At 70.4% G+C, this 20,846-nt stretch carries 17 protein-coding genes; 8 read left to right on the top strand and 9 right to left on the bottom strand.

What is annotated here, in order from left to right; genetic code table 11:
• Positions 1–294 precede the first annotated feature (294 nt).
• From htpG to LGR69_RS16655, 6 genes are all read right to left on the bottom strand, one after another.
• Positions 295–2,127, bottom strand: coding sequence for a molecular chaperone HtpG (gene htpG / locus LGR69_RS16630; protein ID WP_230366696.1), 1,833 nt, complete (start codon positions 2,125–2,127; stop codon positions 295–297).
• Positions 2,128–2,226: 99 nt separating this feature from the next.
• Positions 2,227–4,212, bottom strand: coding sequence for a potassium transporter Kup (locus LGR69_RS16635; protein ID WP_370881348.1), 1,986 nt, complete (start codon positions 4,210–4,212; stop codon positions 2,227–2,229).
• Between the two features lie 175 nt (positions 4,213–4,387).
• On the bottom strand, positions 4,388–5,275 hold the full coding sequence (nadC, locus tag LGR69_RS16640; protein WP_230366697.1) for a carboxylating nicotinate-nucleotide diphosphorylase: 888 nt from the start codon (positions 5,273–5,275) through the stop codon (positions 4,388–4,390).
• Complete coding sequence (locus LGR69_RS16645; RefSeq protein WP_230366698.1) at positions 5,272–6,795, bottom strand: L-aspartate oxidase; 1,524 nt, start codon at positions 6,793–6,795, stop codon at positions 5,272–5,274. The genes nadC and LGR69_RS16645 overlap by 4 nt, the downstream gene beginning before the upstream one ends.
• A gap of 2 nt (positions 6,796–6,797) precedes the next feature.
• Positions 6,798–7,808: a quinolinate synthase NadA gene (gene nadA, locus LGR69_RS16650; RefSeq protein ID WP_230366699.1), complete on the bottom strand. Its 1,011-nt coding sequence runs from the start codon at positions 7,806–7,808 to the stop codon at positions 6,798–6,800.
• A gap of 138 nt (positions 7,809–7,946) precedes the next feature.
• On the bottom strand, positions 7,947–8,777 hold the full coding sequence (locus LGR69_RS16655) for an aldo/keto reductase (protein WP_230366700.1): 831 nt from the start codon (positions 8,775–8,777) through the stop codon (positions 7,947–7,949).
• A gap of 204 nt (positions 8,778–8,981) precedes the next feature.
• On the opposite strand from LGR69_RS16655, the gene paoA reads away from it, so the two are divergent.
• The 4 genes from paoA (at position 8,982) to LGR69_RS16675 (ending at position 14,498) form a co-directional block, all read left to right on the top strand.
• Entirely contained in the window at positions 8,982–9,632 is a 651-nt protein-coding gene (gene paoA, locus LGR69_RS16660) for an aldehyde dehydrogenase iron-sulfur subunit PaoA (RefSeq protein WP_091863276.1), read from the top strand.
• Positions 9,633–9,642: 10 nt separating this feature from the next.
• Positions 9,643–10,617, top strand: coding sequence for an FAD binding domain-containing protein (locus tag LGR69_RS16665; protein ID WP_230366701.1), 975 nt, complete (start codon positions 9,643–9,645; stop codon positions 10,615–10,617).
• A 21-nt stretch (positions 10,618–10,638) separates the two neighbouring features.
• Positions 10,639–12,861 (top strand): xanthine dehydrogenase family protein molybdopterin-binding subunit, encoded by a 2,223-nt coding sequence (locus LGR69_RS16670; protein ID WP_230366702.1) that lies wholly within the window; start codon positions 10,639–10,641, stop codon positions 12,859–12,861.
• 95 nt (positions 12,862–12,956) lie between these two features.
• Positions 12,957–14,498, top strand: coding sequence for an acyl-CoA synthetase (locus LGR69_RS16675; RefSeq protein ID WP_230366703.1), 1,542 nt, complete (start codon positions 12,957–12,959; stop codon positions 14,496–14,498).
• Positions 14,499–14,684: 186 nt separating this feature from the next.
• Here the strand turns inward: LGR69_RS16675 and mgtE are convergent, their stop codons facing one another.
• Entirely contained in the window at positions 14,685–16,055 is a 1,371-nt protein-coding gene (gene mgtE, locus LGR69_RS16680) for a magnesium transporter (protein WP_007559221.1), read from the bottom strand.
• A 425-nt stretch (positions 16,056–16,480) separates the two neighbouring features.
• On the opposite strand from mgtE, the gene pqqA (LGR69_RS16685) reads away from it, so the two are divergent.
• The 3 genes from pqqA (LGR69_RS16685) to LGR69_RS16695 all read left to right on the top strand — a co-directional run bounded on the left by pqqA (LGR69_RS16685) (position 16,481) and on the right by LGR69_RS16695 (position 17,932).
• Positions 16,481–16,570: a pyrroloquinoline quinone precursor peptide PqqA gene (gene pqqA, locus LGR69_RS16685; protein ID WP_007559223.1), complete on the top strand. Its 90-nt coding sequence runs from the start codon at positions 16,481–16,483 to the stop codon at positions 16,568–16,570.
• Positions 16,571–16,649: 79 nt separating this feature from the next.
• Positions 16,650–16,739 carry a pyrroloquinoline quinone precursor peptide PqqA gene (pqqA, locus tag LGR69_RS16690; protein ID WP_007559225.1) on the top strand — a complete coding sequence of 30 codons (90 nt, stop codon included), beginning with the start codon at positions 16,650–16,652 and terminating at the stop codon, positions 16,737–16,739.
• A gap of 158 nt (positions 16,740–16,897) precedes the next feature.
• Positions 16,898–17,932: an NAD-dependent epimerase/dehydratase family protein gene (locus tag LGR69_RS16695; RefSeq protein WP_307354606.1), complete on the top strand. Its 1,035-nt coding sequence runs from the start codon at positions 16,898–16,900 to the stop codon at positions 17,930–17,932.
• A 12-nt stretch (positions 17,933–17,944) separates the two neighbouring features.
• Here LGR69_RS16695 and LGR69_RS16700 read toward each other — a convergent pair whose 3' ends face one another.
• Both LGR69_RS16700 and LGR69_RS16705 read right to left on the bottom strand, forming a co-directional pair.
• Complete coding sequence (locus LGR69_RS16700) at positions 17,945–19,192, bottom strand: NupC/NupG family nucleoside CNT transporter (RefSeq protein ID WP_007559229.1); 1,248 nt, start codon at positions 19,190–19,192, stop codon at positions 17,945–17,947.
• Positions 19,193–19,249: 57 nt separating this feature from the next.
• Positions 19,250–19,891 carry a TetR/AcrR family transcriptional regulator gene (locus LGR69_RS16705; protein ID WP_091863281.1) on the bottom strand — a complete coding sequence of 214 codons (642 nt, stop codon included), beginning with the start codon at positions 19,889–19,891 and terminating at the stop codon, positions 19,250–19,252.
• 102 nt (positions 19,892–19,993) lie between these two features.
• Between LGR69_RS16705 and LGR69_RS16710 the strand changes: the two genes are divergently transcribed.
• Positions 19,994–20,845, top strand: coding sequence for an SDR family NAD(P)-dependent oxidoreductase (locus tag LGR69_RS16710; RefSeq protein ID WP_230366704.1), 852 nt, complete (start codon positions 19,994–19,996; stop codon positions 20,843–20,845).
• Position 20,846 lies beyond the last annotated feature (1 nt).

A 20,846-nucleotide genomic window follows, 5' to 3' on the forward strand; every position in this document is an offset into this window, starting at 1 on the left:
CGCAGGCCGCGCGCACGAGAGGGATCGGCTCAGACGCCTGCGGCCCCCACCGCGCCCGCGCCTCCGATCGGGGGATGGCCCCGACCGGTGGCGAAGTTATGGCTCGCCTGTTTCGGAATGATCAACCGAACTCGGAAACTTTCGTCGCGGATGTGTGTGAGCACACATCCGCCTGTTGCAGCAACGTGGCTGCGAAGAGGTCCGCTGTGCGAAGCGCCTCCCCGTTTTCGCGAGCGCAGCCGGGCCCGAGCGCATGGGGCCCGGCCGCGATCCCGCGGAGCGAATCGCTCAGCGTCAGGCGCCGCGGGCCGCCGCCAGGGCCGCCGCGATCGTGCGGGCGAACCCCGCCGGATCGCGCAGGCTGTCACCGTCCTGAACGCGGGCGAGGTCGAGCAGCGTGCCGGCCTCCTTGGTGATGTCCGATTCGGGCGCGGCGGCGAGCGCCCGGATCAACGGGTGGCGAGGGTTGATCTCCAGCACCGGCTGCGCGGCGGCGCCGCGGCCGGCACGGCGCATCAGCCGCTGCATCTGCAGGTCGGGGCCGGCGCTGCCGGCCGAGAGCACCACGGCCGAGTCGACCAGCCGGTCGGTGGTCCGGACGTCCGAGACCTCGGCGCCCAGAGCCGTCTTCAAGGCGGCCACGAACGCGTCGATGCCTTCCGGCGCCTCCGGCTGGTCACCCGCGAGCGCGAATTTCGACAGGTCGAGGCCGCCCTTGGTGATCGACTTGAGCGGCTTGTCCTCGAAGCTGCCGAGCTGGTCGGGCCAGAAGGCGTCGACATGGTCGGAGAGCAGCAGCACCTCGAGGCCCCTGGCCTTGAAGCCCTCGAGCTGCGGGGACGATTTCAGCGCCTCGGCATCGTCGGCGACGAGGTAGTAGATCGCATCCTGGCCGTCCTTCATGCGGGACACGTAGTCCGGCAGCGAGGTCCAGCCCTCCACGGCGGAGGAGCGGAAGCGCAGCAGGGGCGCGATCTCGCCGCGGCGCTCGAAATCCTCGTAGATGCCCTCCTTGAGCACCGCGCCGAAATTTTCCCAGAAGGTCTGGTAGCTCTCGGCATCCTTGGCGCGGGTGGTCAGCTCGGAGACGACGCGGCCGGTCACCGCGCGGCGGATCCGGGCGAGTGCCGGCGTCGATTGCAGCATCTCGCGGGAGACGTTGAGCGGCAGGTCCTCGGTGTCCACGACGCCCTGGACGAAGCGCAGCCACGGCGGCAGCAGCTCGGCCTCGTCGGTGATGAACATCCGGCGGACATGCAGACGGACCTTGCTCTGCCGGTCGTTCTCCAGCGCCTGGAACGGCCTCGCGCCGGGCACGAACAGCAAAGCTGAGAATTCGAGCTGGCCTTCGGCGCGCCAGTGCAGCGTCGCCCAGGGCTTGTCGAAGTTCATGCCGATGGCGTGGTAGAACGCCTCGTACTGCTCCTCGGTCACCTCGGATTTCGGCTTCCGCCAGAGGGCGGTGCCCTGGTTGGCCGATTCGTCCTTGCCGTCGCGGACGATGGCGATCGGGACGGTGATGAAGTCGGCCCATTTCCGCACGAGGTGATCGAGGCGGTAGGGTTCGAGGTACTCGTCCGCATCCTCCTTGAGGTGCAGCACGATGTCGGTGCCGGGCTCGGCCCGGGTGGCGGGCTCCAGCGTGTAGCTGCCCTGGCCTTCGGACGCCCAGGTCCAGGCCTCGTCGCTGCCGGCCCGGCGCGACGTGACCGTGACCCGGTCGGCGACCATGAAGGCCGAGTAGAAGCCGACGCCGAACTGGCCGATCAGGCTCGGGCGGTCCTCGGCCTTGGCCGCGTCCAGGGTCTGCGAGAAGGCCCGGGTGCCGGAACGGGCGATGGTGCCGAGATTGGCCGCCAGATCCTCCTTGGTCATGCCGATGCCGGCATCCGAGATGGTCAGGGTGCGCGCCTCCTTGTCGGGCACGATCCGGACCTTCGCGTCCGGCGGCAGGGCGCTCGCCGCCGAGGTCAGGGCCTCGAACCGGCGCCGATCCATGGCGTCGGCGGCGTTGGCGACGAGTTCGCGCAGGAAGATCTCGCGGTCGGAATAGAGCGCGTGCACGACGAGGTCGAGGAGCCGACCCACCTCCGCCCCGAACTCGTGCCGCTCAATCGTCTCGCTCACGGGTGATGCCTCCGCGTAGGGGAAAATGCGGGGCGGATATGCCCGCGCGACCAGCCGTTTTCAATGAGGCGTCAGGGGGATCGGCAGGGTGTGAAGAAATCAGATCTCGATCTCGGTCCCGACCTCGACGATCTGCCGGGTCGGCAGGCAGAAATGGGCGCCGGTGCGCTCGGCATTCCGCTTCATGAAGGCGAACAGGCCCTGGCGCCACAGGGCCATGCCGGGTCTGGCCGACGGGATGACCACCTCGTGGCCGACGAAGTAGGTCAGATCCTCCAGGTATTCCGGCGGCAGCAGGCCGCTCTTCACCGCGCATTGCAGCCCCTCGGGGATCGAGGCCGTCTGCATGAAGCCGTAGCGCAGGACGACGCGCTCCATGCCGGGGGTGTATTTCGAGATCGCCTTGCGGATGCCCTGGGCGACCAGGGTCACCTGCGCCCGCTCCTCGGCGGGGATCACCGGGGCCTCCTCGTAGATCACGGTGATCAGCAGGATGCGCTCGTGCAGGCAGCGGCTGCGCTCGACCAGCCGGCCCAGGGCCATCGGGATGCCTTCGGTGGCGGCGGTGAGGAAGGCCGCGGTGCCCGGCAGGGTGACGGGCGGGTGAGACGCGAGGCGGGCCAGGAACGTCGCCTCCGGCTGGCGCATGGTCTCGCGCACCGCCTCCAGGACGTGGTTGCCCTTCATCCAGGTCAGCATCAGGAAGGCGACCGCGGCGGCGAGCACCAGCGGAAACCAGCCGCCCTCGAACAGCTTTACGCTGTTGGCGGCGAAGAACAGGGCGTCGATGGCGAGGAAGAAGCCGTTGACCGCGAAAACCAGGATCGGGTTGTAGCCCCAGCGCAGGGCGATGAGGGCGGCAAGCAGGGTGGTGATGCCCATCAGCGCCGAGACCGCGATCCCGTAGGCCCCGGCGAGCGCGTCGGAGGATTCGAACACCACGACGGCGGTCAGCGTCCCCGCAGCGAGCAGCCAATTCACCGCCGGCACGTAGATCTGGCCGCGCTCGTCCTGATCGGTGTGGACCACCCGCATCGTCGGCATGAAGCCGAGCTGGATCGATTGCTGGGTGAGCGAATACACGCCCGAGATCACCGCCTGCGAGGCGATCACCGTGGCCATCGTCGCCAGGGCGACCAGCGGATAATGCGCCCATTCGGGGGCCAGCAGGTAGAACGGGTTCTCGATGGCGCTCGGATCGGCCATCAGCAGGGCGCCCTGCCCGCAATAATGGATCAGCAGCGCCGGCAGGACGAGGCCGAACCAGGCCGCGCGGATCGCCGGGGCGCCGAAATGGCCGAGATCGGCATACATCGCCTCGCCACCGGTGACCGCCAGGAAGGCCGCGCCGAGCATCATGAAGCTCACATGCCAGCCCGCATGGGCGAGGAAGTCCACGGCCCGCCAGGGATTGGCCGCCCCCAGAATCTCCGGGGCGCGCAGGATGCTCGGGATCGCCAGCAGGACCAGGACCACGAACCAGATCAGCATCACCGGGCCGAACACCCGACCGATCACCGCGACACCCTTGTGCTGGACGGCGAACAGGGCGACCAGGATCACCAGCGTGATCGGCACCACGAACGGGGTCAGCACCGGCGCATCGACCTTCAGCCCCTCGATGGCCGAGAGCACCGAGATCGCCGGGGTGATCGCGCCATCGCCGTAGAGCAGGGCCGCGCCGACCAGCCCGACCACCAGCAGCACGGCTTTCCAGGTCCCCGGCCGCGCCTGCCGGGCGCCGAGCAGGGCCAGCATGGCGACGATGCCGCCCTCCCCCCGGTTGTCCGCGCGCAGGATCAGCACCGCGTATTTCAGCGACACGATCAGGATCAGCGACCACAGGATCAGGGACACCGCCCCCAGCGCCGCCGCCGGCACCGCGGCGCCGCCCGCGGTCGCCGCCTTCACGGCCTCCTTGAAGGCGTAGAGCGGGCTGGTCCCGATATCGCCGTAGACGACGCCCAGCGCCCCGAGCATGAGCGCCGGGCCGGGCCCGTGCCGGACGGCGCCGGGTTTTCGCGCCACCGGCGCGGCGGGCAGGGTGACCGCCGGAGCAGCCGCGGAACTCAGGGCTTGGCGCACGGGCGTATCCGGTCGATGGCGGCACTGTCGTGCGCGACCTTAGCAAGCCGGATGCGGGGCGGAAGACTTAATCCCTCACCGCCGCGAACGCGGCGAAGACTTGTCACCCGAACCCGATGACATTGGAATGAAGCTCGTTGCCCCCTCCCCGAACACGGGGAGGGAGTCTTCTGTCTCAGGCGGCGTCCAGGCCCAGATCGATGATCGCCGCCGAATGGGTGATCCAGCCGCAGGAGATCAGGTCGACGCCCGAGGCCGCCACCGCGCCCACGGTCTCGCGGGTGATGCGGCCGGACGCCTCCGAGAGGGCGCGGCCGTCGATCATCGCGACGGCGCGGGTCAGCAGGTCGGGACCCATATTGTCCAGCAGGACCGCGTCGACCCCGATCGAGAGGGCTTCTTCCAGCTGATCGAGGCTGTCGACCTCGCACTCGATCTTCACCAGATGGCCGGCTCGGGCCCGGGCGCGCTCGATCGCCGGCACGATGCCGCCGGCCACCGCCACGTGGTTGTCCTTGATCAGCACCGCGTCGTCGAGGCCGAAGCGGTGGTTGGAGCCGCCGCCGGCCCGGACCGCGTGCTTCTCCAGGGCGCGCAGGCCGGGGGTGGTCTTGCGGGTGCAGACGATCGAGGCATTGCCGTGCGGGCGGGCCGCCTCGACGAGGCCGTTCGTCGCCGTGGCGACGCCGGACATCCGGCATAGCAGGTTCAGGGCGACGCGCTCGGCGGTCAGGATCGCCCGGGCCGGCCCTTCGAGGCGCAGAACCACGTCGCCGGGCGACACGCGGGCGCCGTCGCTGCGCTCGACCGTGACGGTCACGGCCGGATCGATCAGCGCGAAGGCGATGGACGCGGCGTCGGTGCCGGAGATGACACCGGCCTGCCGGGACGCGATCACGCCGCGCATCCGCTCGCCGGGCGGCACGATGGCATCGGTGGTGATATCGCCGGCCCGGCCGAGATCCTCGACCAGGGCGGCGCGCACCACCGGCTCCACCAGGAGCCGCGGCAGGGGAAGGATCTCTGCCGTCAGGACCGATTGCGTCAGGACCGATTGCGTCATGGCGTCAGCTCCGTCCCTGCTTCGATGGTCTCGCGGTGCTCGGCCTTCAGCGCGGCGAGGGTCGTCTCGGTGTGCACCGCCGGGGCGCTGTGGGGGAAGTCGCTGCGCCAATGGGCGCCGCGGCTCTCCTGGCGGGCGAGTGCGCCCCGGGCGATCATCAGCGCCACCAGGGCGGCGTCGCACTGGTCCGCGCGGGGCTCGAGGGCCGACACCGCCTCGGCGAGGCCGGCGGCGTCGCGCACGACGCCGACCTTTGCCTCCATCAGCCTGCGGATCGCCGGCAAGTCGGCGACTGACCGGGGCGCCGCCTTTTCAGGCACGATCGCGCCCGGGAGCGGGGCGTCGAGGGCGTCGGCGATGAAGCCGGCATAGGCCAGCCCCTCCAGCAGGGAGTTGCTGGCGAGCCGGTTGGCGCCGTGCAGCCCCGTCGAGGCGACCTCGCCGCAGGCATAGAGGCCCGGGACCGAGGTGGCGCCATGCGCGTCCACCTTCACCCCGCCCATATGATAGTGCGCCGCCGGGCGGACCGGGATCGGCTGCGCGGCCGGGTCGATGCCGGCGGCGGCGCACAGGCCCGCCACGGTGGGGAAGCGCACCGGCATCGCGGCCCCGAGCGCGCCGCGGGTGTCGAGATAGACCGTGCGGCCGCGCTGGAGTGCCTGGAAGATGCCGCGGGCGACCACATCGCGCGGGGCGAGGTCGCCGCCCGCGATCCCGGCCATGACGGCCGCGCCGGTCTCGTCGATCAGCCGGGCCCCCTCCCCGCGCAGGGCCTCGGTGGCCAGCGGCATCGGGTCGGCGCCGGCCGCGATGGCGGTCGGGTGGAACTGCACGAACTCCATGTCGCGCATCACCGCCCCGGCGCGGGCGGCCAGCGCAAGGCCGCCGCCGACGGCGCCGGGCGGGTTCGTCGTGGCCGCGTAGAGGGCGCCGACGCCGCCGGTGGCCAGCACCACGGCGCGGGCCGGGATCCGGAACCGGGCGCCGTCGCGCTCGGCCACGATGCCGGCCACCGCGCCGTTCGTGTCCCGCAGCAGGCCGCAGGCGCGGGCCTCGACCACCTCGACGGAGGGGGCGGACAGGACCGCCCGCACCAGGCCTTCCAGCACCCGGGCGCCGGTGGCGTCGCCGCCGGATCGGACGATGCGGCGCCGGCCATGCGCGGCCTCGAGACCCAGCGCCAAGGCACCGTCCTCGGCGCGGTCGAATGGGACGCCGATCCGCACCAGCCAGTCGATCAGCTCCGGCCCGGCCTGGGCGACCCGGAGCGCCACGTCGGGCTCGGTCAGCCCGGCGCCGGCGGCCTCGGTATCGGCGGCGTGGAGCGCGGCGGCATCGTCGGCCCCGACCGAGGCGGCGATGCCGCCCTGCGCCCAGCCCGTGGCGGTGCCGAGCCCCAGGGCCGAGGCGGTGATCAGCGTCACCGGACGCGGGGCGAGCCGCAGCGCGACGCTGAGCCCGGCGACGCCGCCGCCGACCACGACGACGCGGTCGGCCGTGTTGGGAGAGACGGCGTTCATCGTCAGCGCACCAGCAGCATGCGCTCGACCGCCGCCCGGGCGCGGTCGGCGAGCGCCGGATCGACCGTGACCTCGTGGGTCATCGTCTCGAGGGCGCGGCGGATGTTGCCGAGGCTCATCCGCTTCATGTGCGGACACATGTTGCAGGGCTTGATGAACTCGATATCCGGGTTCGCGGCCGCGATGTTGTCGGCCATCGAGCACTCGGTCACCAGAACGACCTGGCTCGGGCGCTTCTGGAGCACGAAGTCCATCATCATCGCGGTCGAGCCGGAGAAGTCCGATTCGGCGACGACGTCCGGCGGGCATTCCGGATGCGCGATCACCGTGACGCCGGGATAGCTGTCGCGCACGTCGCGGATGTCGCCGGGCGTGAAGCGCTCGTGCACCTCGCAATGCCCGGCCCAGGTCAGGATCTCGACCTCGGGCACCTCGGCCTGGACGTTCTGGGCCAGGAACTCGTCCGGGATCATCAGGACCCGGGGAGCGTTCAGCGATCGGACCACAGCGACGGCGTTGCCGCTGGTGCAGCACAGGTCCGACTCGGCCTTCACGGCGGCGGAGGTGTTCACGTAGGTCACGATCGGCACGCCCGGGTACTTGGCCCGGAGGCCGCGCACGTCGGCGGCGGTGATCGAATCGGCCAGCGAGCAGCCCGCGCCCATATCGGGGATCAGCACGGTCTTGCCCGGGTTCAGCAGCTTGGCGGTCTCGGCCATGAAGTGGACGCCCGCCAGGACGATGACGTCGGCGTCGACGGTCACCGCCTCCCGGGCGAGCGCGAGGCTGTCGCCGACGATGTCGGCCACCGTGTGGAAGATCTCCGGCGCCTGGTAATTGTGCGCCAGGATCACGGCATTGCGCTCGCGCTTCAGCCGCAGGATCGCCTCGATATCGGGGGCGAGCGCCGGCCACTCGATCGCGGGGATGTGGCGGCTGACACGGGCGTAGAGATCCGGCAGCGGCAGGCCCGGAACCGACGTGCGAGAGACGGGTGACACGGTCGCCGTCATGGCGTCCTCCATTATGCTCAGTTTGAGCATTGTGCCGTCTAACTTATGGGCGCCGGATCCGTCTGTCTAGATATGCTAGCCTTGAGCATAAATCTTTTGCGACGCGGTGTTATGCTGCGCCGCCGAAGGGCATGACGCTCAGCAGAAGGTCGCGGGATCCGGTCCGATCCGCCCATCCGGCCGGTCGAGGGCGGCGATCTGGGTCATCTCGGTGTCGCTGAGGACGAAGTCGAACACCGAGACGTTCTCGACGATGCGCTCGGGCCGGGCGGTCTTCGGGATCGCCACGCAGCCGATCTGCACCTGCCAGCGCAGCACCACCTGGGCCGGGCTCTTGCCGTGGGCCCTGGCGATGGCGACGATCACCGGATCGTTCAGCTCCTTGCCCTGCCCCAGCGGGCTCCAGGATTCGGTCACGATGCCGCGACGGGCATCGTCGGCCCGCGGCTCCGCGCGCTGGAACCGCGGATGCAGCTCGATCTGGTTGACGGCAGGCGCGACGCCGGTCTCGCCGATCAGCGTGGCGATGTGCTCCGGCGTGAAGTTCGAGACGCCGATCGACTTGGCGCGGCCCTCGTCGCGGAGCTCGATCAGCGTCCGCCACGTATCCACGAACAGCCGCCGCTGCGGACAGGGCCAGTGGATCAGATAGAGGTCGACATAATCCTGCCCGAGGCGCTTCAGGCTCTCGTCGAAGGCCTTGCGCGCCGCATCGCGGCCCTGCCGATCATTCCACAGCTTGGTGGTCAGGAAGACATCCGCGCGCGGCACCTGAGCCTCGCGGATCCCCCGCCCGACGCCCTCCTCGTTGCCGTAGGCGGCGGCGGTGTCGATCAGCCGATACTCGGCCTGAAGCGCATGACCAACGAGCTCGGGCGCCTGCGCGTCCGAAAGCTGCCAGCAGCCGAAGCCGAGCTGCGGAATGTGGCGCCCGTCGTTCAGGGGCAGGGTCGGGACGGTGACGGCCATACTGAGAACTCCCAAACGCGTGTTCCAACCGCTTCACCTGGATCGGGCCCGGTGATCGACCAGGGCCGGACGTTCGGCCGCGCCAGCGGGGCCGCGATGAACGGGCGCAGTCTGGACCGGATCTAATCCGCAGACGCTGACGTTGGGACATTGGATTCCAGGCTGCGCCGCGCCGTGAGCGTCGCGCATGGGCGGGATAGCAGCATGACTGACGAGATACCGACGAAGCCGTTCGCCCTGACGCGGCGCGCCGTCGTGGAAGGTTGCGCGGCCGCCGGCGCGCTCGGCGCCCTCGGCTTGCGCCCGGCCCCCGCCGCGGCGGCCCCCGGCGATCCCGCCGCGCAGACCATGCCGGTGCGCCTGACGATCAACGGCCAACCGCGTGACCTGATCCTCGACACCCGCACGACCCTCCTGGACGCCCTGCGCGAGCACCTGGCCCTCACCGGCACCAAGAAGGGCTGCGACCATGGTCAATGCGGTGCCTGCACGGTGCTGGTGGACGGCCGGCGGATCAATTCCTGCCTGACGCTGGCGGCGATGCACGAGGGCGACGCGATCACGACGATCGAGGGCTTGGCGACCGGCGACACGCTCCATCCAATGCAGGCGGCCTTCATCGAGCATGACGGCTTCCAATGCGGCTACTGCACACCCGGCCAGATCTGCTCGTCGGTGGGCATGCTGAGCGAGGCCAAGGCCGGATGGCCGAGCGCCGTCACGGAGGACATCGCGTCACAGCCCAGCCTCAGCGACGCCGAGATCCGCGAGCGGATGAGCGGCAACATCTGTCGCTGCAGCGCCTACCCGAACATCGTCGCGGCGATCCGCGATACCGCCGCCAGCAACCTCTGAGGGGGCGGACATGAAGGCTTTCACCTACGAGCGTCCCGCCACCGTGCAGGACGCGGCCAAGCTCGCGGCCGAGCGGCCGAACGCTAAGTTCATCGCCGGCGGCACCAACCTGCTCGACCTGATGAAGCTCCAGATCGAGACCCCGGCGACGCTGATCGACGTCAACCGGCTGCCGCTCGACAAGGTCGAGGCGACGCCGGAGGGCGGCCTGCGGATCGGTGCCCTGGTGCGCAACGCGGATCTCGCCGCGGACCCGCGGGTGCGCAAGGATTACGCGGTGCTGGCGAAGGCCCTGCTCGCGGGGGCCTCCGGCCAGCTGCGCAACAAGGCGACCACCGCCGGTAACCTGCTCCAGCGGACGCGCTGCTACTATTTCTACGACACGGCAATGCCCTGCAACAAACGCGAGCCCGGCTCGGGCTGCTCGGCAATCGGCGGGTTCAACCGGATCATGGCGGTGCTCGGCACGAGCGAGGCCTGCATCGCCACCAACCCGTCCGACATGAATGTCGCGATGCGGGCGCTCGACGCCACCGTCGAGACGGTCGATCCGGCCGGGCAGGCGCGGACCATCCCGATGGCCGACTTCCACCGGCTGCCGGGCGACACGCCGCAGATCGAGACCGACCTGCGCAAGGGCGAGATCATCACCGCGGTGACTCTGCCGAAGCCGGTGGCCGGCCAGCACATCTACCGCAAGGTCCGCGACCGGGCCTCCTACGCCTTCGCGACCGTGTCGGTGGCCGCAATCATCACCGGCGCCGAAGGCGGCAAGCCTGCCGCCGCGCGGCTCGCCTTCGGCGGCCTGGCGCACAAGCCCTGGCGCGTGGCCGAGGCCGAGGAGGCGCTGGTGCGGACCGGCTCCGCCGATGCCGCCGCCGACGCCGCTCTGAAGGGCGCCCGCGGTTACGGCGCCAACGACTTCAAGATCCCGCTGACGCGGCGGACCCTGCGCGCCGTGATGGCGCAGGCGACCCGCGCGTAAAATCCAGCAAGGACCAATCCCATGGAGATGAACCAGCCGATCGGCCGGACGCCCCTCGACGACCGGCCCGACGGCCTCGTCGGCAAGCCGCTGGACCGCGTCGAGGGTCCGCTCAAGGTCACCGGGCACGCCCCCTACGCCTACGAGACCCGGGCCCTTAAGAACCCGGCCTACGGCTACATCGTGCCGGCTTCTATCGCGGCCGGAACGATCCAGGCCATCGACGCCGAGGCCGCCCGCCGGGCCCCGGGGACGATCCTGGTCCTGACCCACGAGAACGTGCCCGAGCAGGGCGAGAAGAAGGAGCAGGTCTGGCCGCAGCTCCAGGGCACCGAGATCAAGTTCTACGGTCAGCCCGTGGCCTTCGTGGTCGCCGAGACCTTCGAGCAGGCCCGGGCCGCCGCGATGCTGGTGAAGGTCCGGTACGACGCGGCCAAGCCCAGGGCGCTGCTGAAGGACAACATTGGGGCGGCCTACGAGCCGAAGCCTATGAATTCGCCGCCGGATTCCAAGCTCGGCGATTTCGACGCGGCTTTCGCGGCGGCCCCGGTGAAGCTCGACGTGGAGTACACGACGCCGCCGCAGATCCACGCCCAGATGGAGCCGCACGCCACGATCGCCTCCTGGGAGGGCGACGGCGTGGTGCTGTACACCTCCAACCAGATGCCGAACCGCGGCCAGAAGGCGCTGGGTTCGGTGCTCAAGCTGGCCCCCGAGAAGGTCCGGATCGTCAGCCCCTATATCGGCGGCGGCTTCGGGGCTAAGCTGCAGGTCCAGCCGGAGGCGACCCTGGCGATCCTGGCTTCCAAGGTCATCCAGCGGCCCGTGAAGGTCGCGCTGACCCGGCAGCAGGAATTCCACGTCGCGACCCACCGCACCGACACGATCCAGCGGATCCGGCTCGGCGCCGACAAGGACGGAAAGCTCTCGGCGATCAGCCACGAATCGTGGTCCGACACCGCCGAGGGCGACGGCTTCTTCGAGACCTCCGCCAACGTCACCCGCTCCCTCTACGCGGCGCAGAACCGGGTGACGCGCCACCGGCTCGTCAACCTGAACATGCCGATCGCGTCATCGATGCGCGCGCCGGGCGAGGCTGTGGGTCAGCTCGCCTTCGAATGCGCCATGGACGAGCTGGCCGAGCACCTGAAGATCGATCCGATTGAGCTGCGGGTGCGCAACGAGCCCGCTGAGGATCCCGAGAAGAAGGTGCCGTTCTCCACCCGCCAGCTCGTGCCCTGCATGCGCGAGGGTGCCCGCCTGTTCGGCTGGGACAAGCGGCAGGCGGCGGGCAGCCGGCGCGAGGGCAATTGGCTCGTCGGCATGGGCATGTCGGCGGCCGCCCGGCTCAACCCGCTGATGCCGTCCGCCGCCAAGGTGCGGCTGGGGCCGGACGGCGTGCTGGTCGTGCGCATGGCGATGACCGATCCCGGCACCGGCACCTACACGATCCTGACCCAGATCGCCGGCGAGATGCTGGGCCTGCCCCCCGAGCGGGTGCGGGTCGAGATGGGTGACACCGATTTCCCGTTCGCGGCCGGCTCTGGCGGCTCGTTCGGCGCCGGCTCGTCGGGCTCGGCGCTCTACGTCGCCTGCGAGAATTTGCGGGAGGCGCTGCTGAAGGCGGGCGATCTCAACCCGGAGGGGGCGACCTTCCGGGACGGGGCCGTGACGTCCGGGAACCGGACCGAAACCCTGACCGACCTCGCCAAGAACGGCCTGGAGGCGACCGGCGAGATCAAGCCGGGCGAGATGAAGCAGAAATTCTCGCAGTACTCCTACGGCGCTCACTTCGCAGAAATCGGTGTCGACGCCGATACAGGCGAGATCAGGCTGCGAAGAATGCTGGGCGTTTTCACCGGCGGCCGCATCCTCAACGCGAAGACGGCGCGAAGCCAGGCGATCGGCGGCATGACCTTCGGCGTCGGTGCGGCGCTGATGGAGGACGCGGTGGTCGATTCCCGCTACAGCTTCTTCGTCAACCACGACATGGCCGAGTACCATGTGCCGGTCCATGCCGACATTCCGGCGATCGACGCGGTGTTCCTGCCGGAACTCGACGACAAGGCGAACCCGCTCAAGAGCAAGGGTCTCGGCGAACTCGGCATCTGCGGCGCCGGGGCGGCGCTCGCCAACGCGATCCACAACGCCACCGGCATCCGGATCCGCGAGTACCCGATGACCCTCGACAAGGTGCTCAAGGGCTTCGAGGAGCAGGAGGGCCAGGCCCAGCGCCGAACCTGACGCGCATCGCATCGGCACCGGCCCCACCCACGGTTGACGGGCGCGGCGCCGATGCGGGACACCCGGGCAAAACCCTAGACCACGGGGAACGCCCTTTGTCCGACGCCCTCCGGCCCCACGACCGCCACCCGCCGGCCCGCTTCAACGCGGCCCGGTACTGCCTGGCCGAGAATGCGCGGCTGCGCCCGGACAAGACCGCCCTGGTTCTGGTCGGCGACGGAACCGAGAGCCGGCTCAGCTTCGCCGCGGTCGACCGGGCGGTGCGCAGCATCGCGGCGGGCCTGCTCGGCCTCGGGCTGAAGCAAGGCGACCGGGTGATGATCCGGATGGGCAACGAGGCCGATTACGTCCTGGTCTATTTCGGCGCCCTGGCGGCGGGCCTCGTGGCGCTGCCGTCCTCGCCGCAGCTGACCGAGAGCGAGGCCGCGTTCCTGATGGAGAATTCCGGCGCGGCGGCGATTGTGGTCGGCGGCGGCTGCACGGTCCCGCCCGAGGCCCTGGGCAACCGGCTCCTGCTCGATGCCGCCGCCATCGCCGCCCTGAAAGCCGGCCCGGCGCTGCCCGACTACGCCGACACCGCCGCCGACGACCCGGCGATGCTGATCTACACCTCCGGCACCACCAGCCGGCCCAAGGGCGTGCTGCACGCCCACCGGGCCGCCTTCGGCCGCTGGCCGATGGTCGCGCACTGGCTCGGGCTCACCGAATCCGACGTGATGCTCCATGCCGGCACCATGAACTGGACCTATACGCTGGGCGTGGGCTTGAGCGACCCCTGGTCGGTGGGCGCTACCGCCGTGCTCTACAACGGCCCCCGCGACCCCGCGGTCTGGCCGCGCCTGATCGCGGCATACGGCGCTACCCTGTTCGCCGCTGTCCCGACCCTCTACCGCCAGATCCTGAAATACGGCGCCCTCGCCCGGCACGACCTGTCGAGCCTGCGCCACGGCTGCACCGCGGGGGAGCCCCTGTCGGCGGAGCTGCTGGAGGCCTGGACCCGGGCGACGGCCAAGCCGCTCTACGAGGCGCTCGGGATGAGCGAGATCTCCACCTACATCTCCAGCGGCCCGACCATCCCGGTCCGTCCGGGCTCCCCGGGCCGGCCGCAGCCCGGACGGCGCGTGGCGATCCTGCCGGTGGAGGGCGAGCCCGTGCCGTTGCCCGCCGGCGAGACCGGGCTGCTCGCCGTCCACCGCTCGGAGCCGGCGCTGATGCTCGGCTACTGGAACCGCCCCGACGAGGAGGCCGAGGTGATGCGCGGCGACTGGTTCGTCGGCGGCGACCTCGCGCGGCTCGATTCCGACGGCTACGTCTGGTTCGAGGGCCGCAACAACGATCTGATGAAGGCGATGGGCTACCGGGTCTCGCCGAACGAGGTCGAGGTGGTGCTCTCCGCCCACCCGTCCGTGGCGGAGGTCGGGGTGGCCGAGCTGCCGGTGCGCGCCGACGTCTCCGTCATCTGCGGCTTCGTCGTGCTCCAGCCCGGCGCCGAGCCCGACGCGGCGGACCTGCTCGCCTGGTGCGAGACCCGGCTCGCCGCCTACAAGCGCCCGCGGGAGATCCGCTTTCTGGAGGCCCTGCCCCGGACGGCCAACGGCAAGGTGCAGCGCAAGCGTCTGGTTGAGGCTTTGGGGTGAGGCCGCATCCTCAATCTGTAGAGTGAGCGACCGCTCATCGAGACCTGGGACGCTCAGGACGCGGGACGTTGTGCACGGCGCGCAAACATCCAGCCTGTCACACCGGGACCGAGGAGCGGAGCCCGGCATGACATTGTGGCTTGATCTGCCTGCCCCGCGCTTCCGGGCCCAACGGGAACCGCGCCCCTACAGTAGCGTCCCCCGCAGGATCAGCAGCGCCACCGAAAAATAGATCACCAGCCCTGTGACATCGACCAGGGTCGCCACGAACGGGGCCGAGGCGGTGGCGGGGTCGAAGCCGATCCGCTGGAGGATGAACGGCAGCATCGAGCCGGCGAGCGAGCCGAACATCACGATGCCGACCAGGGCCGCGCCGACCGTGGCGGCGACCAGCGGCCAGTGCTCGCCGTAATCGTAGAGGCCGAATTTCTGCCAGGCGACGATCCGGATCACCGCGATGATCCCGAGAATGCTGCCCAGCACGATGCCGGTGGGCAGCTCGCGCAGGGCCACCCGCCACCAATCGCTCAGACGGATCTGGTGCAGGGCCAGCGCCCGGATCAGCAGCGAGGTCGCCTGCGAGCCGGAATTGCCGCCCGAGCTCATGATCAGCGGGATGAACAGGGTCAGGACGATCGCCTTCTCCAGCTCGCCCTCGAACCCCTGCATGGCCGAGGCGGTGAGCATCTCGGACAGGAACAGCGCGCAGAGCCAGCCGGCGCGCTTCCGGATCATCGTGAAGAAGCCGATATCCATGTAGGGCTCGGGCAGCGCCTCCATGCCGCCGAAGCGCTGCACGTCCTGGGTCTGCTTCTCGACCATGGCGTCGATCATGTCGTCCACCGTGACGATGCCGATCACGTGGCCGACCGCGTCGACCACCGGCAGCGCCAGCAGGTCGTATTTCGAGATCAGCCGGGCGGCCTCCTCGCGGCTCGCCGTGGGCGAGACGGCGAGCGGTCGGCGGCCGGGGGCGACGCTGAGCACGTTGTCGTTCGGGTCGCCCGAGATCAGCCGGCGCAGGGGCACGGCCTTGGTCAGCGCCCGGGTGCGCGGGTCGAGCACGAAGATCGCGTAGATGGTCTCGCGGGTCTTCTCGACGTGGCGGATGTGCTCCAGCGTCTGGCCCACCGTCCAGGTGCCCGGCACCGTGACGAACTCGGTGGTCATCAGCGAGCCGACCGTCTCCTCGCCGTAGGCCGACAGGCGATCGACCGCGCCGCGGGTCTCGGCGTCGAGGCGGGCGCGCAGGTCGGACCGGCCGGGCTCCTCGATCTCGCGGAACACGTCCGTGACCCGGTCGGCCGACATGCCCGAGAGGTAGGCGGCCACCCGGTCGCGCGGCAGCATCTCGATGATGTCGGCCGCGCAGTCGAGTTCCGGCTGGTCGAGCACCTCGATCGCCCGCTCCATCGGCAGGCCGAGGATGATCGCCGCGGCGACCTCGGGGGCCTCCTCGTTCAGGGCCTCGACGATGTCGGGGGCGCGCTCGTCCGACAGGCGTGCGGCCAGCACGGACGGGTCGACGCGCGCGTCGATGGGGGCGATCTCGTTCATGGCCTCGCCTCTCGGGTGACGAGACGGCGCGCCGCCGGTCTTGCTGGCTCTCAGGGCCGCGACCGGTGAGCCACGCCGCTCACCCCGCGGCCGGGCCTCTCAGCGGCTCAGGCGGGATGACGGCGCGTCGCCGGGCACGGCAGGCACGATCGGTCTGGCACGTCGCTTCGCTGGTCGATGCTGAAAGGGAGCGCGGCGCCCCCGGATGGACGCCCCGCGCGGCTGCCTCGTGCCCCTGCGGGAAAAATCCGTCAAGCCGAAACCGGCCCCCATCCCGGGCCTCGTGCACGACGGCGCGGCAGCGTTGCCGGAAGGCCGCGGCCGGACCGGGCGGCGTCCATATGAGAAATATAAGTGTTGTGCTCGCTTGTATTGCGCCCAAGATATTGCCTATATGATCCTCATCAACAGCGAGGAGAAACGCCATGGCTTGGTCTGCCCCGATCGTGTCCGAGATCTGCGTCGGCATGGAAGTCACGAGCTACGAGTCGGCCGAGATCGACACCTTCAACTAAGTCGACCCCGCCCCGGGTCGCTGAATGATCTGGGGATTGTCGTCGTCATCGTCCCATCGTTCATTTCCTGGAGGAAAACATGGCCTGGTCCGCTCCCGTCGTTTCCGAGATCTGCGTCGGCATGGAAGTCACCAGCTACGAGTCGGCTGAGATCGACACGTTCAACTGAGACATCCATCCACCGGATGGTTTCGGGCGCCGCTTCACACGAAGCGGCGCCTTTTTTGTGCGCGCTGGCCCGGTGGACGATCTTGATCACCTGCGCAGGATCGGATTTCTTCGCGCGGTCTCATCCCGGGCGGTCGCTGACGGCGGAAGCCTTGCCGGATGCTTCCACACGTCCCGGCGATCCCCGACGCGGGAGCGCCGGTCCCCAAGGGTCGGGCCATGCACGTCCTGCTCACCGGTTCCTCCGGCTGGCTCGGCCGGTTCCTCGCCCCGCGCCTGCGCGCCCTCGGCCATCGGGTGACCGGCCTCGACGTAGCCCCCGGGCCCGAGACCGATCTGGTCGGCTCCGTGGCGGATCGCGGCACCGTCAGCCGGGCGTTCGATCGCGGGATCGAGGCCGTGATCCATGCCGGCGCCCTGCATAAGCCCGACATCGTGCGCTACCCGGCGCAGGCCTTCATCGACTGCAACGTCACGGGAACGCTGAACCTGCTCGAGGCGGCGGTCTCAGCCGGCAACGACCGTTTCGTGTTCACCTCCACGACCTCGCTGATGATCAGCCAGGCGATCCGCGACGAGGCCGGCGACGCGGCAATCTGGCTAAATGAGACCAGCGGGCCGCTGGCGCCGCGCAACATCTACGGGGTGACCAAGCTCGCGGCCGAAGGCCTGTGCCGCCTCTACGCCGCGGAGTACGGGCTGGCCTGCGTGGTCCTGCGCACCGCCCGGTTCTTCCCGGAGGAGGACGACACGCACCGGGTGCTATCCGGCGAGAACCTCAAGGCCAACGAGTTCCTGAACCGGCGTCTGACCGTCGAGGACGCCGCCGAGGGGCACGTCGCGGCGCTGCTGCGGGCGCCCGAGATCGGGTTCGGCCTGTTCCTCCTCGCCGCGCCGACACCGTTCGACCGCGCCGAGGCACGGGACCTCAAGCGGGACGCCGCATCCGTCATCGCGCGTCACTTCCCCGACGCCGCGGAACTTTACGCCCGAAGAGGCTGGACGCTGCCGGCCAGCATCGGCCGGGTCTACGATTCGCGTCGCGCCGAGACGGTGCTCGGCTTCCGCTGCCGGACCGGATTCGCCGAGATTCTGGAGGCGTTGCGGGACGGGCGCGCCCTGCCCTTCGCGCACGACCCGACCTACCTGTCTCCGAAAGAGGTCGGGCTGGAACGCTACGCCTTCGGCCGCTGACGCCCCCGCCCCTCAGGCCACGAACATCCCGGCGATCGCCGCGCTCGTGAGGTTCGCCAGGGTCCCGGCCAGGATCGCGCGCAGCCCGTAGCGGGCGACCTCGGCGCGGCGCTCGGGGACCAGGCTGGAGAAGCTCGCGAGCTGGATCGCGATCGAGGCGAAATTGGCGAAGCCGCACAGGGCGAAGCAGACGATCGCCTGGGAACGCGGGTCGAGGGTCTCGGCCTTCAGGGTCGGCGACAGGTTGGCGTAGGCGAGGAACTCGTTGAAGGCGATCTTCTGGCCGATCGCGCCGCCGACCAGCGCCGCGTTCTCCCAGGGCACGCCGAGCAGCCAGGCGAGCGGCGCGAGCGCCCAGCCGAGCACGCCCTCGATCGAGGCCGCCGGATAACCGGCGAGGCCCCCGACATAGCCGACGATCCCGTTCGCCAGGGCGATGAGGCCCACGAAGGCGATCAGCATCGCGCCCACCGAGACCGCGACCGCGAGGCCCTTCTGGGTGCCGTCGGCGGCCGCCTCGATGATGTTGGCCGCCCGGATCTCGCCGAACTCCACCCGGGTGGTGGCTATCCGGGTCGGCTCGACCGAGGGCATCAGGATCTTGGCGTAGAGCAGGCCCCCGGGGATCGCCATCACGGAGGCCGCCAGCAGGTAGGTCATCGGCACACCGAGCGCCGCGTAGCCCGCCAGGATCGACCCGGCGGTGGAGGAGGCGCCGCTCGCCATCACGGCGAACAGCTCCGCCCCGGTGAGCAGCGGCAGGAACGGGCGCAACGCCACCGCGATCTCGCTCTGGCCGATGGCGATGGTGATCACCGCAGAGAAGGATTCGATCGGCGAGGTGCCCAGGATCCGCCGGAGCACCGCGCCGAGCCCCCGGGCGAGCACCTGCATCACGCCGACATGGTACAGGACCCCGATCAGCGCCGAGACGTACAGGATCTGCGGCAGAACCCGCAGGGCCAGGATGAACCCCGAGCCGCCGAACAGCTCGAACATCTTCGGCTCGACCAGCCCGCCGAACAGGAACGCGGTGCCGCGGTCACCGTAGGAGAGCCCCGTCACCACGACGTCCGCGGCGGCCTTCAGCGCGGCCTGCCCGGCCGGCAGGAACAGGACCAGCGCGCCGAGCCCGACCTGCAGCGCCAGGGCGGCGAGCACGACCCGGGGGCGGATCGCCCGGCGGTTGTTGGAGCACAGGGCGGCGATCGCCAGCAGAAGCAGGATGGAGAGGCCGGCATGGATCAGGCGGTCGGGCATCGCATCCTTCGGGTCCGAGCTTGACCGCCGGATGGAAGGTTCGGGCCAACCGGCCCGTCAATCCGGGTTGTCCATCACGAGGTAGGGAGCGAACAGGTCGCTGACCTGCGCAAAGCCCCAGTCGAGATCGGCCTGGGTCAGCTCGGTGCTGCCCTGGAGCCGGTGGCTCATCCAGTGGCTCGACACGATCCAGGCGTTGTCGATCAGCCGCCCCAGGGCATCCGGCGCGATCCGCAGCCGCCCGGCCCGAACCGCCGCCTCGAACACGCCGCGGGCGAGCGCCTGCGTCCGCGCCCGCAGGGCATGGACCCGCGGGCGCAGCGCCGGGGCGATCTCGACCATGGCGATCCCGTCCCGGTAGATGCAGCGATAGCGCCAGATCAGGTCGAACCAGCCCCGCTGATAGGCGAGCAGTGCCTCCGGGGCGGCGGGGTCGGCCGGCATGCGCCCGGCCACCGTCTCGGCCTCGACCTCGAAAGCCGAGAACAGCGCCTCCACGAGGCCGCTCTTGCGCGGGAAATGGTATTGCAGATTGCCTTCCCGGATCCCGGATGCCGCGGCGATCTCCGCCGTGGTCACCCGGCCCAGGCCGCGGGCGTTGAACAGCGCGAGGCTCTGCGCGAGAATCTTCTCGCGTGTCCCCGTGGGCCGTTCCGGGCCGTCGCCCCCGCGCCCCCTGCGGCTGTCGCCTGTCAGCATGATCCCCGAATCCGCTCTAGGGTATCCACCCTAGACAATCCGCGCGGCCGGGGCTATCCCCATGGCGTCGTCGGGCAAGCTCGGCGGAACGGGAGGTGAGGCTTGGCCCAGAAACTCCAACTCGCGGGCGCGGTCGTGCTCCTCACCGGCGCGGCGAGCGGCATCGGCGCCGCCCTGGCCCAGGGCTTGGCGGCCAAGGGCTGCAGCCTCCTGCTGGTGGACCGGGACGCGGCGGGCCTCGAGGCCGTCGCCGGCAAGGCCCGCGCAGCCGGTGCCGCCGTGGAGACCCGGGTCCTGGACCTCACCGACGCCGAGGCCATCCAGACGCTCCCGGACTGGGCCGAGGCGCGCTTCGGCCGCCTCGACGTCCTGATCAACAATGCCGGCGTCGCGCTGGGCGGGCGGTTCGACGAGACGCATCTCGACGATTTCGAGTGGCTGATGGACATCAACCTGCGCGCCGTCGTGCGGATGTGCCACGCCTTCCTGCCGATGCTGCGTGCCCGGCCGGCGGCCCAGATCGTCAACCTGTCGAGCCTGTTCGGGCTGATCGCGCCGCCCGGCCAGGTCGCCTACGCGACCAGTAAGTTCGCCGTGCGCGGCTTCACCGAGGCCCTGCGGCACGAATATGCCGGCACCGGGCTCGGGGTCACGGTGGTCCATCCCGGCGGCGTCGCCACCGCCATCGCCCGCAGCGCCCGCAGCCCGCGCCCGCCCACGGACCCGGAGGCCGCCGAGCGCGCCCGGGTGGAGGACGAGAAGGCGCGCGCGGCGTTCGGCAAGCTGCTGACGCTCTCGCCCGAGGAGGCCGCGGCCACGATCATCCAGGGGATCGAGCGTCGCCAGCCGCGCATCCTGATCGGCAAGGATGCGCGCAGCGCGGCCCTGATCCAGCGCCTGATGCCGGCGGGCTACTGGAAGACGATCGTGCGCCTGTCCGGCGGGAAGGTCTGAG

Origin of the sequence: Methylobacterium brachiatum, assembly GCF_020523825.1 — a bacterium.
In the GTDB taxonomy this organism is placed as follows: Bacteria; Pseudomonadota; Alphaproteobacteria; order Rhizobiales; family Beijerinckiaceae; genus Methylobacterium; species Methylobacterium brachiatum.